The sequence below is a fragment of the Lentimicrobium saccharophilum genome (assembly GCF_001192835.1).
GTDB classification, from domain to species: domain Bacteria; phylum Bacteroidota; class Bacteroidia; order Bacteroidales; family Lentimicrobiaceae; genus Lentimicrobium; species Lentimicrobium saccharophilum.
Window position 1 is genome coordinate 1 of the sequence record NZ_DF968183.1, and the last position, 11,960, is coordinate 11,960.

Consider the following 11,960-nt stretch of genomic DNA (forward strand, 5'->3'; position numbering starts at 1 on the left):
TGATAACGTTTGATTTTGATGTAGTCCCGCGCAGATTTGAACTGCGGACCCCTACATTATCAGTGTAGTGCTCTAACCAACTGAGCTACGGGACTATGTTTTTCAGTAGTTTCCTATTCCTGAGCTTTTTTTTCGGGATAGAGCCCTCACCCGTATCTTTCAAGGTGTATATTTAATAAATGAAGCATACGAATAAGCAGCAAAGACATTCTTTATTGCTAAAGAAAGGAGTAAACCTTCTCTAGAAAGGAGGTATTCCAGCCACACCTTCCGGTACGGCTACCTTGTTACGACTTAGCCCCAGTCACTGGTTTTACCCTAGGCGACTCCTTACGGTTATCGACTTTAGGTCCCCCCAGCTTCCATGGCTTGACGGGCGGTGTGTACAAGGCCCGGGAACGTATTCACCGCGCCATGGCTGATGCGCGATTACTAGCGAATCCAACTTCACGGAGTCGGGTTGCAGACTCCGATCCGAACTGAGACCGGCTTTGGAGATTTGCATCCTGTCACCAGGTAGCTGCCCTCTGTACCGGCCATTGTAGCACGTGTGTAGCCCTGGACGTAAGGGCCGTGCTGATTTGACGTCATCCCCGCCTTCCTCACTACTTGCGTAGGCAGTTCCTTTAGAGTCCCCAGCATTACCTGATGGCAACTAAAGGTAGGGGTTGCGCTCGTTATGGGACTTAACCCGACACCTCACGGCACGAGCTGACGACAACCATGCAGCACCTCGTAAAATGCTCCGAAGAGATGTAAGCTTTCACCTACAGTCATCTTACGTTCGAGCCCAGGTAAGGTTCCTCGCGTATCATCGAATTAAACCACATGCTCCTCCGCTTGTGCGGGCCCCCGTCAATTCCTTTGAGTTTCAATCTTGCGATCGTACTCCCCAGGTGGATTACTTATTGCTTTCGCTCAGACGCTGACTGTGTATCGCCAACATCGAGTAATCATCGTTTACAGCGTGGACTACCAGGGTATCTAATCCTGTTTGATCCCCACGCTTTCGTGCATGAGCGTCAGTTATAGCTTAGCGAGCTGCCTTCGCGATCGGTGTTCTGTGTCATATCTAAGCATTTCACCGCTACATGACACATTCCGCCCACTTCAACTATACTCTAGACTGACAGTATCAAAGGCAGTTCCACAGTTGAGCTGTGGGATTTCACCCCTGACTTACCAATCCGCCTGCGCACCCTTTAAACCCAATGAATCCGGATAACGCTTGCATCCTCCGTATTACCGCGGCTGCTGGCACGGAGTTAGCCGATGCTTATTCTTCAGGTACCTTCAGCCCCGCTCACGAGCGGGGGTTTATTCCCTGACAAAAGCAGTTTACAACCCATAGGGCCGTCTTCCTGCACGCGGCATGGCTGGTTCAGGCTTGCGCCCATTGACCAATATTCCTTACTGCTGCCTCCCGTAGGAGTCTGGTCCGTGTCTCAGTACCAGTGTGGGGGATAACCCTCTCAGGACCCCTAGACATCGTTGCCTTGGTGAGCCGTTACCTCACCAACTAGCTAATGTCACGCATGCCCATCTTTAACCGATAAATCTTTAATTGCAGTGTGATGCCACACCGCAATGTTACGGAGTATTAATCCCGATTTCTCGGGGCTATTCCCCTGTTAAAGGTAGGTTGCATACGCGTTACGCACCCGTGCGCCACTCTCATCAAAGTATTGCTACCCCGAATCCCGTTCGACTTGCATGTATTAAGCCTGCCGCTAGCGTTCATCCTGAGCCAGGATCAAACTCTCCATTGTAAATGAAAAATTTAAATGTTCTCAAGATCTACTCTCAGTTCATCTATTCACATAGTGAACCGCTTTGCTGCTTATTTTTCGTATTGCTCCATTAGTTCAAAGAACTCTCTTTCTGCCAAACAACAAACTTTATTATCGTTTGGGGCTGCAAAATTACAAACTATTTTTAATCCTGCAACTCTTTTTAGAATTTTTTTTCAAAAAACTTTCCAACCTCGCTCTTCCCGCAGAATTAACCGCTTTTAGCCTCAATTGGGATGGCAAAAGTACTGCCTTTTTTATTTCCTGCAAGGGGTTGCAAGGAAAAAAAATGCGGAGTTATCAACAACACAGCCTAAACACCACACCGACAAAAAGATAGCAACTCAACTTTTTTTTAACAGTATCCCATTTGTGGCAACTTCAATGCCGGATTCCGGTATTTTGAGGGTTTGATAGCTATAAAAAGGCCGGAGATAAGATCTCCGGCCATAGTAATATGTCCTGCATGAAGACTGTTTATTGCAAAACAACCCTGAAAGATTTTGAAAACGATGGCGTCCTTGCTGTTACTATATATATCCCCGGTTTAATATCTGCAGCGGCATTCCACTTTAACCGGTGTTCCCCGGCGCTGAGCCTTCCTGAGTATATTTGGCTGACGATTCTTCCCGACAGATCAGTAACACTGATCTCCATATCTGTATCTTCGAACAGGTAAAACGGAACTATTAACTGTCCTTCATTCAATGGATTAGGGTACGGGAAGTCAGCAATAACCACATTTGTTTCATCGGTTTCTCCGATACCAAGGCCTGTTTCCGGTTTGGTAAGGCGCACATTGGTATAAAGCCTGTATTCGCCTGCCCTGAGCTCAATGGCATCGGATACGGAGGTCACGGATAGGGAATCCCCTGTGAAATACTCGTACCATTTCCCCGTTTCCGGGAAACCGGGAACCATTGATCCCGGATAAACATCAAAATTGCCAATTACCAACACCTTCATATCAGGGTGATTCAGTTGTATTTTTTTCTGATATCCGCTGAGCGCAAGGGTGAAATCGGTGGTGCTGAACACCTCGTGACTCTGTCGCAGTTTAATTAATGATGAGACAATGTTTTTAAGCGTCCTTCTCCGGTAATCCTGTGTGTAATTCCATTTTATAGGCTTTTCTCCTGTACGTCCGTTGAAATCGATGCTGATATCATAGCCCAACTCACCAAACTGCCAGAGCATTTTTGGCCCGGGAATCATATAATGAAATACATTGGCCAGTTGAACACGTTGAAGGGCGATGGTTGTATCGCGTGTCCTGTATGCCGGATTTGCCACGCTGCCCTCTTTCAGGATACGGTACATGATTCTTTCTTCGTCATGGCTTTCCATATATGAAATCAGATTAGGCTCATCCCATCCCCTGGCTTTGTATGAAGCCCAGTTGAAATTGTTGCTGGTGGAACTGCCTTTGGCGGCGTTGGCATATTCATCGCTCATTTTGCCCCAGATCATCATGCCATAATTGGCCAGCACCTTCTCCTCGGCATTTTCGGCAAAATGTTCCAGAATAACATAAGCATTTGGGTTGACAGACCAGATGGTGTCGGCGATTGCTTTCCAGATAGCTATTCGCGAAGCATCATAAAGTCCCCAGGCGGTAGTATTGTTCAGGGTGTTTTTTTGCGTAAACCCTTTTGAAAGATCAAACCGGTAGCCATCTATTTTATAGTTCTCGATCCAGAATTTCACTACCCTGTTAACCAGTTCTTTAGTGTCAGGGCTCTCATGATTGAAATCGAATCCGACATTAAAATCATGCTTTGGTACCGGGTTGAACCAGGGATTATTTTCAGCAGGACGATTATTTGCTGCATCCCAATAGAGCATTACCATCGGAGAAGTCCCGAATGAATGGTTAAGCACCATATCCATAATCACGGCAATCCCCTGTTTGTGACATTCATCTATAAAGCGTCTGAGATCATTTTCCGGTCCATAGTATTTATCGGGGGCAAAATAGAAATTCGGGTTGTATCCCCAGCTGGAATTGCCTTCAAACTCGCTGAACGGCATTAATTCTATTGCGTTGATGCCCAGTCTTTTCAGGTAATCCAGCGTGTCAATAAGTGTTTGGTAATCGTGTTTGGCAACAAAATCCCTGACCAGTAGTTCATAAACTATAAGTTCAGATTTCGGAGGTGCCTGGAAGTTATCCACCTCCCACGTATATGGTGTTTTTGATGTTTGCAGCACCGTAGCCACCCCTGTTGTTTTGGTTGCAGGATAACTCAGAATGCCCGGATAGGAAGTCTGGCTGATATACTTGTCATTCCAGGGATCGGATACTTTTTCTGCATATGGATCTCCGATCCTGATGTTCCCGTCGACCAGATACTGAAAAATATATTCTTTTCCCGCTTCAAGATTGTTTAAGGTAATCCAGTATCTTTTTTCATCAGGTGTGCGGAACAGGTATCCTTCGTCTTCAAATTCCCAATTGTTGAAATCTCCGATTACGAATACATGCTCTTTGAATGGGGCGTAGAGGCACAATGTGACCGTCGAATCGTTGATGTAATTTATCCCGTCAATAATTCCACCTGGCAGTTCCTGTATGATCGCAGGTTGCCGGACATAAAAATAGAATGAATCAACAGCGGTTTCGAACTGATTTTTTGCCAGTATTTTAACATAGTTTTTCCCTGACTCCGGGGATATTATGGTATCAAGCAAATTATTTCCGGCAACTGATTTTGTAAGGGATTCATTGATAAACAAAAACATGGAATCGGCTTCATTTGAAACAGATTCAATGATGATTTCCTCCCCGGGTTCCGATAGCAGTGCACTTGCGACCGGAAAGTTGAACCGTGTAAAAAGCCCGTCCGGATAGACTTCTGCAAATATGTCACCCCCTGTTTCTGTTTTCCCCTCGAGCCACTGGTTATTTACCTTAACACCGCTTCTGAAAACAAATGCCAGCTGGAGGATGGTTTCCGAGGCCGGTACATTATAATACTGTCTGATGGAAGGGCCGATTGTGAGTTTGTAAAGATCATCACCGATTCTTTCGAGTAGGGTGGCAGGTGTGTTCTGCCCCCAGTTGGTTTTTACATATTTCCAGTCAGAAGGGCTTGAACTCAAATCAGTGATTACCCCCGTATGGGCATATACCTCGCCGGTATAACCGGCCAGTCCCCCATTGCCAAGTGAAGCATTGAATATAACTTCCACCTCATCGACATCGGCCGGAAAGGCAGGGGTGGTAACGATCAGTTGTGCGTTTGCCGGAAATGTGAAGGCAATTATCCATAAGGTCAGCCAAAGGCCGGATTTAAAGTGCGCCATTTTTGAAAGATTTATTAATTCAGAAAAGGTTCTGAAATATTAATAGTACAAAAATAGCACTATTTTCATTGTCAGAGGAAAAACAAAAGTGACAGGATCCCGATTGTCTGTTTACAATCGGTTGAAATGCAGCACTGATCTTGATATAGCCAGGCATTTTTGCCGGCTAATTGCTAATAATGCTTTCCAGAGTGACATTATTTGAAGGCACAGGCAAAATAACCGTGAAGGTAGTGCCCTTCCCGGGCTGGCTGTTAACTTCTATGCTTCCATTGTTATTATGAATCATTTCCCTGCAAAGCATCAGCCCCAATCCGCTTCCGGTTTCTCCGTTAGTGCCGGGCCGGGAATCATTTATACCTCCTGCAAAAAGTTTTTTTAAATCTTTTTCTTCAATTCCGATGCCTTCGTCGGTAAAAAGTATTTGTGCCCCTTCATCCAGTTTTACATAGGTAATGGTTATTTTCCCACCCTGCCGGGAGAATTTTATGGCATTCGACAATAAGTTCCGGAAAGCGACAGTGACCATTTTCTCATCCGCGTAAATCCGGGCGTCTTCAGCGATGTTGGTGATAAACCCGAGTTGCTTTGCAGCGGCTGATAAGCGAAGGCTTTGGATGATACTGTCTATTAAGGGATATAAATGCAAATTCCGGAAATTTACAACTACGTTTTCCCTCTGTCCGTTGGCCCAGTTTAACAGATCCTGCAGCGTTTTCATTCCATTTTCAGAAGCATGTGACATATCATCCAGCAGGGACAGAATATCCTCTTTGGAAAAATCATCAATACCTTCCTTTAATATATGCGAGAGACTAATAATCTGGTGAAAGGGAGTTTTGAGATCGTGACCGATGATCGACATAATCTTATCCTTTTGACTATTAATTGCCAAAAGCCTTTTGTGTGACATGGTTAATTCTTCATTAAGCCTGGATGTTTGTATTTCAAGTCTTTTTTTTGCGCTTATATTTCTGATCATCAACAGGTTAGCCTGAAAGGAGCCCCGGTCATCCAATATTCTGATTATCTTGATGTTATACCATTCATTGTCTGAGGTATTGGTTAATATTTCTTTATCCTCTCTGTCATTCTCAAGATGAGAAAAGCAAGCATCATGCAGCCATCCAACCTTTCTGAGGTCGCTGTAAAAATATTTCGAACCTAATTGCAGCAATTCTGAAGCGGCCGGATTATGGTAAATAATTTTCAGATCACTATCTACCAATAGTATAGCATCATTTAAAATTTCTGTCAGCCTCCTTCTTGCAAACGGGGCAATGTCAAACATTCGGTATCTGGTAATGCCGAAAAGAAGGACCATGCCGGAAATACTGAAGCTTAAAATGGTAATATTCAGTCCTTCAAGCGGAGTGTGACCGGTAGCATAAATCAGGGCGGCAGTAAACGGGAAAATGCAGGCGATGATGATGGACCATGCCTGTCTTTTAAATGTTGCGGGCAAATCCGGAAGTGCTTTGATAATCAGAATCTGAGCAAACAGGACAAGTGCCAGCGAGTAGGCCATGCCAGCGTAGAACACCGGACCATGATGGTAAGTGAGGATATTGTTTCCAGCCTCACTCCAGGTGAACCTGATCCACGTAAGATAATGTAATTCATTGATTGCCGTGAGAATTAAGACAAAAAAAGGGATCAGCCAGAATAACCAATACTTTTTAGTCAGCCAATGGTTTCTTATTTCGGCTATTCCTATGGCATAGCGCAGAAAAAAAACCGGTGACGTCATTGCGCCAATGTACTCAAGTTTTGACCAGAAAACCTTGGCATGGATGGTTATTGAGGCTGATTCAAGCGTCGACATCAGAGACCATTCAGCAATCATAAGCATCAGCAGGGTGAAATAGATCTGATGATTAGAATATCCTTTCAGATGACTATAAATTGCAATTCCTCCGGAGCTGATGAACGTTCCAAGCAGTATCCAGGAGATGATTGTAAAATTAAGTTCCATTTTTAATCCGGGTGGTAATTTTTTTTACTATTTGTTTTCAAACGTAAAAATTGAAATTTCCGTACAGGTTTTATCTCAAAATCCGGGCATTGTAACCGGCAAAATGAAAATTTGTTAAAGTTTATGCCAATTCAGGAATAATGATGGGTGCACGCGATAATTGCTGATTAGGGAAAGCCGGGTTGGACTGCAATATGCCGGGTATTTATTGCAATGCATGTTTTTACCATACCTCCATATGTAGATATTGCCGGTAAGTCTGTAACTGTAAATAAAATTTACATTGACGATAACGGAATGGCCCGGTTTCTTTGCCGGATCAATAATAATTTGTTGAGAACAGTGGATTTAAACAAAAATCATTTATTTTTGTCACTAGGTAATAGTTCCGGAGGATTTTTCCAAATTTATAAAAACAAACGACGAAGAAAATGGATACAATGATGAATGACATTATCCTGGTTCCGACTGATTTTTCAGAGGTTTGCCTGAATGCTGCTTACCAGGCTGCGGATGCTGCCAGGCTTTTGAACCACAAGGTGGTTTTACTGCATGTCATTAATAACGAAACCAGGGCTTATCTGAAGAATGAGAATCTGGCTCCGGAATCAATTGATGACAAGCTCAGGGAGATTGCATCTCTGCTGAAATCAAAGTATCAGGTAGAAGTAGAAACTATGACGCGCGAGGGAAGTATTTTTACTGAGATCGGTGAAGTAGTCAAGGATATGGGAATCGGGCTTGTTTATCTTGGAACCCATGGCAAAGTAGGTTTACAGCACCTGACAGGTAGTTATGCCCTTAAAGTCGTGACATCCTCGGCTGCACCAACCATTGTCGTTCAGAAAAGACAGTTTGAAGGCGGGTTTAAGAGCATTGTTTTGCCAATAACCAGCGAAGCCGGTCCGCTTGAAAAGACGCGTTGGGCGGTCTACATCGCGAAAAAATTCAATGCTACAATCCACATTTATCTGGTAGGGGAAGCCGATGATTCGGTTTACAATGCAGCGAAACAGATATCAGGGTATTTTGCAAAGAACAATGTATCTTATACCGAAAAGACATCCGAAAAGAGTTCGAATTTTTCGAAACAGGTAATAGATTATGCCACATCTATCAATGCTGACCTTATCATGATCATGACCAATCCTGAAAAAGGGTTCAGTACATTTTTGCTCGGCAGCTATGATGAAGATATTATTTTCAACTCTTCACAGATTCCTGTTATGTGCATTAATCCAAGAAAATTTAATTACGAAATACTCGGACTTTAGCAGGGGGTATTTACAAAAAAAGCTCCAGCCCCGGCCGGAGCTTTTTTTGTAAATACAATGCCCGCAGCTTGTCTGAATCTGCCAAATGCTCAACCCGCCGGATCTGATATGAACCTGATAAACCTCACCGACTTCATCATCGAAAAAATGAAGCGGGAATTGCCCCCGACCATTGTTTACCACAGTCCGGACCATACACTCGATGTGCATGATGCCGCCATTAGGCTTGCTGCTATGGAAGGTCTCGATGAGCACCATACAAAACTTATCAGGGCCGCAGCCTTGCTCCACGATGCCGGAATCACGGTAAGTTTCAGGGATCATGAGGATTATTCGGCAGCCATTGCCCAGGAGTATCTGCCTTCATTCGGGTTTAATGAAGATGAGATCAGGGAAGTGAAATCAATGATTATGGCTACTAAGTTACCGCAACTGGCAACCAGCCTGGCCGAAAAGATCCTATGTGATGCGGACCTCGATTATCTTGGCAGACCTGATTTTTTTGTTATCGGACAAAAACTCAGACTTGAATGGGAATTGTCAGGCAATAAGATAGATCTTTGTGAATGGTATATCATTCAAATGGACTTTCTGAGGAATCATACTTATTTTACAGCCTCTGCAGCCAATCTCAGGAACGAGCGGAAATGGCAGAACCTGAAGGAAATTGAGCAACTGTGCACTTCAGGGTGCAAACAAAATAGTGTAAAGGTCAATTCATAATTTCTACGGATTTCATTTCTAACTTTCCCTGAATCCAAAGAACCCGATTTTTATGGACAAGCAGAAAGCCCTGGCGCGTATCCGGCAGTTATGTGAAGAATTACAGGCCCACAATTACCGTTATTACCAGCTTGCCGCTCCTGTAATCAGCGATTTTGAATTTGATCAGTTGCTGAAAGAGCTTGAAACCCTTGAAAAAGAGTTTCCCGAATTTCTTAGCCCCAACAGTCCGACCCAAAGGGTTGGCGGTGAAATTACCCGCGAATTTATCAGTGTTAAGCATAAATATCCTATGCTTTCATTGGAAAATACTTATTCGGAAGGCGAGTTGCGCGATTTTGACAACAGGGTATCCCGGTTACTGGCCGGGCCGTATGAGTATGTTTGTGAGTTGAAGATCGACGGTGTTTCGATCAGCCTTATTTATGAAAACGGGACTTTAGTGCAGGCCATCACACGCGGTGACGGGATTCAGGGAGATGATGTAACTGCCAATGTAAAGACCATACAATCTGTTCCGCTGGCGCTTGAACCGGGCGATTATCCTGAATCTTTTGAAGTTAGGGGGGAGATTTTTATGCCCCGGGCCGGTTTTGATCGCATGAACCGTCAGCGGGAGGATGAAGGGGAACAACCGTTTGCCAATCCCCGCAACGCAACGGCCGGTACATTGAAAACCCAGGATTCTCAGCTGGTTGCACGCAGACCACTGGATATTTTTGTTTATTATCTGCTGGGTGAAAAGATCGCGGGAGATGGCCATTTTGAGAGGCTGAACATGTTGCGTAAATGGGGATTCAAGGTTTGCGATATCAAAGCCAGGTGTCAGGACATTGAAGAGGTAATCCGCTTTATTGAAGAGATCGGCGATGGCCGGAATCAACTTGATTTTGATATAGATGGTGTTGTGATTAAAGTAAATTCGATTTCCCAGCAGGAGAAACTGGGATTTACTTCCAAATCACCAAGGTGGGCCATTGCCTATAAATACAAGGCAGAGGAAGCCAGCACGAAGCTTTTGTCTATCGATTACCAGGTTGGAAGGACCGGGGCTGTGACTCCAGTGGCAAACCTTGAGCCTGTGTTTCTTTCGGGTACTACCGTAAAACGCGCCACATTGCACAATGCCGACGTGATGGCAGCCCTTGACGTCAGGATTGGCGATCTGGTGATTATTGAAAAAGGCGGGGAAATTATTCCCAAGATAACATCGGTGGACATCCATGCCCGTCGGCCTGAATCGGAACCCGCGGGATTTATAAGTCATTGTCCCGAATGCGGGACAGCACTGCAACGCAAGGAAGGAGAAGCTGCCTGGTACTGCCCCAATGAGACCGGATGTCCGCCACAGATCAAAGGGAAACTGGTTCACTTTATCGCCAGAAAGGCCATGAATATCGAAAGTCTTGGCGAAGGAAAGATCGAAATGCTCTTCGACAGCGGCCTTGTGCGGAATATCGCAGATTTATATGATTTGACTTATGATAAATTATTCGGGCTTGAAAAAGTAATCACCGGAGAAGATGGTAAAGAGAAAAAGATCAGTTTCAGGGAGAAAACAGTTCTGAATATCCTGAATGGTCTTGAAAATTCAAAGTCCGTTCCTTTCGAAAGGGTGCTTTTTGCCCTTGGGATCAGGTTTGTGGGAGAAACAGTAGCCAAAAAACTTGCCAGACACTATCGATCCATTGAAAACTTAGCCCGTGCAACCCCTGATGAACTGATTACCGTAGATGAGATCGGGGAAAAGATTGCCGGCAGTGTGTTGAGTTTTTTTGCTGATCGGCATAATCATGAACTGATCGGTAGGTTGAAAGATGCGGGTCTTCAACTGCAGTCGGCGGATGAAGCTGTGTTGCAAACTAATTTGCTCAGCGGTAAAACGTTTGTCGTGAGTGGTGTTTTTACTTCTTTTACCCGGGATGGCCTCAAATCTGTCATTGAAGCAAATGGCGGGAAGCTTAGCAGTTCTGTATCATCGAAAACCGATTATATTGTTGCGGGTGAAAACATGGGTCCCGAAAAGCGGCGAAAGGCCGAAAGCCTGGGGGTGAGAATTATCACCGAGGATGAATTTAAAGGCCTGATCGGTTCCTGATACTGCCTATTGCGAAAAAATAAAGGCCTCCCGGAGCCGGGAAGCCTATAATGCCCTGACAGATTGTTGATTTTAACCTTTACGGATCTTACTGGCTCCGCTCATGTCAGTATCGACCTCCCGGGGGTTTCCGTAATAACTTACATTACAGGCCCCGCTTCCGTCAACTTTTAATGATCCGGTCACATAAACCTTCGAAGTGGAAGCCCCGCTGCAATCCAGCGTGCAGTTTACTGTTTTTAATTCTTCAGCATCAATTTTTGAAGCACCGCTCAGGTCGGCCTCAAATGCTGACACATCTCCTGCCAACGTGATATCGGAAGCGCCGCTTGCTTCACATTTTAGCCTGTTGGCCGAAAGGGTAAGATTTACTTTGGTTGCACCGGAGCATTCTATCTCAAGGTCCTGGAATTTCATCGTATTGGTTCCCGAAATTTTAACCGCTCCGCTAAGGTCTATCTCTTCAAGATTGATAAACGAAATGTATGCCGTCGGGGAATCCTTTCCGGTAATCCTCGTGTTGTTTTCCAGTCTGAGTATCAGCTTGTCGCCTTTAACTTCTGAAATGACTTTTTCCAGCAGCTCTTCACTGGCTTCCAGCGACAGGGATGCTGAACTTCCCTGGGTCAGGATTACATTAAATGCACCGCTGACTTCTATTTTTGTGAAATTCCCGACTTTGCGATCCTGTTTTTCAGCCTTAACTGTTAAGGTAATGGTCATCGCAAGAACAATGAGCATGATGACCTGAAAGGCCAGATTTTTCTTTGCAGTGATGGTTTTCATGGTTTTGT

The 11,960-nt window shown here is 44.6% G+C and carries 6 protein-coding genes, 1 tRNA gene and 1 rRNA gene; 3 read left to right on the top strand and 5 right to left on the bottom strand.

Translation table 11 applies throughout. The annotated features are described in order from the left end of the window. Positions 1-21: 21 nt before the first annotated feature. The 4 genes from TBC1_RS11860 to TBC1_RS11880 all read right to left on the bottom strand — a co-directional run bounded on the left by TBC1_RS11860 (position 22) and on the right by TBC1_RS11880 (position 7,071). Positions 22-95 (bottom strand) — tRNA-Ile (locus TBC1_RS11860). 150 nt (positions 96-245) lie between these two features. Beyond that, a 16S ribosomal RNA gene (locus TBC1_RS11865) occupies positions 246-1,769 on the bottom strand. Positions 1,770-2,267: 498 nt separating this feature from the next. Further along, the gene (locus TBC1_RS11875; RefSeq protein ID WP_062043067.1) at positions 2,268-5,096 is read right to left on the bottom strand and encodes an alpha-amylase family glycosyl hydrolase; all 2,829 of its coding nucleotides are present in this window, start codon (positions 5,094-5,096) and stop codon (positions 2,268-2,270) included. Positions 5,097-5,262: 166 nt separating this feature from the next. Further along, positions 5,263-7,071: a sensor histidine kinase gene (locus TBC1_RS11880; RefSeq protein ID WP_062043072.1), complete on the bottom strand. Its 1,809-nt coding sequence runs from the start codon at positions 7,069-7,071 to the stop codon at positions 5,263-5,265. 431 nt (positions 7,072-7,502) lie between these two features. Here TBC1_RS11880 and TBC1_RS11885 point away from each other — a divergent pair, with 431 nt between their 5' ends. The 3 genes from TBC1_RS11885 to ligA all read left to right on the top strand — a co-directional run bounded on the left by TBC1_RS11885 (position 7,503) and on the right by ligA (position 11,166). Beyond that, positions 7,503-8,345 carry a universal stress protein gene (locus TBC1_RS11885; protein ID WP_062043076.1) on the top strand — a complete coding sequence of 281 codons (843 nt, stop codon included), beginning with the start codon at positions 7,503-7,505 and terminating at the stop codon, positions 8,343-8,345. 108 nt (positions 8,346-8,453) lie between these two features. Continuing rightward, positions 8,454-9,068 carry an HD domain-containing protein gene (locus tag TBC1_RS11890; protein ID WP_172668893.1) on the top strand — a complete coding sequence of 205 codons (615 nt, stop codon included), beginning with the start codon at positions 8,454-8,456 and terminating at the stop codon, positions 9,066-9,068. Positions 9,069-9,120: 52 nt separating this feature from the next. Then, positions 9,121-11,166: an NAD-dependent DNA ligase LigA gene (gene ligA / locus TBC1_RS11895; RefSeq protein ID WP_062043083.1), complete on the top strand. Its 2,046-nt coding sequence runs from the start codon at positions 9,121-9,123 to the stop codon at positions 11,164-11,166. Between the two features lie 72 nt (positions 11,167-11,238). Here the strand turns inward: ligA and TBC1_RS11900 are convergent, their stop codons facing one another. Next, positions 11,239-11,952, bottom strand: a complete 714-nt coding sequence (locus tag TBC1_RS11900) for a head GIN domain-containing protein (protein WP_062043086.1) — start codon at positions 11,950-11,952, stop codon at positions 11,239-11,241. Positions 11,953-11,960: the final 8 nt, after the last annotated feature.

What these genes read in the sequence shown, in the direction of transcription:
- TBC1_RS11875 (WP_062043067.1), bottom strand. Translation starts at nt 5,096, where the DNA reads ATGGCGCACTTTAAATCCGGCCTTTGGCTGACCTTATGGATAATTGCC.
- TBC1_RS11880 (WP_062043072.1), bottom strand. Translation starts at nt 7,071, where the DNA reads ATGGAACTTAATTTTACAATCATCTCCTGGATACTGCTTGGAACGTTC.
- TBC1_RS11885 (WP_062043076.1), top strand. Translation starts at nt 7,503, where the DNA reads ATGGATACAATGATGAATGACATTATCCTGGTTCCGACTGATTTTTCA.
- TBC1_RS11890 (WP_172668893.1), top strand. Translation starts at nt 8,454, where the DNA reads ATGAACCTGATAAACCTCACCGACTTCATCATCGAAAAAATGAAGCGG.
- ligA (WP_062043083.1), top strand. Translation starts at nt 9,121, where the DNA reads ATGGACAAGCAGAAAGCCCTGGCGCGTATCCGGCAGTTATGTGAAGAA.
- TBC1_RS11900 (WP_062043086.1), bottom strand. Translation starts at nt 11,952, where the DNA reads ATGAAAACCATCACTGCAAAGAAAAATCTGGCCTTTCAGGTCATCATG.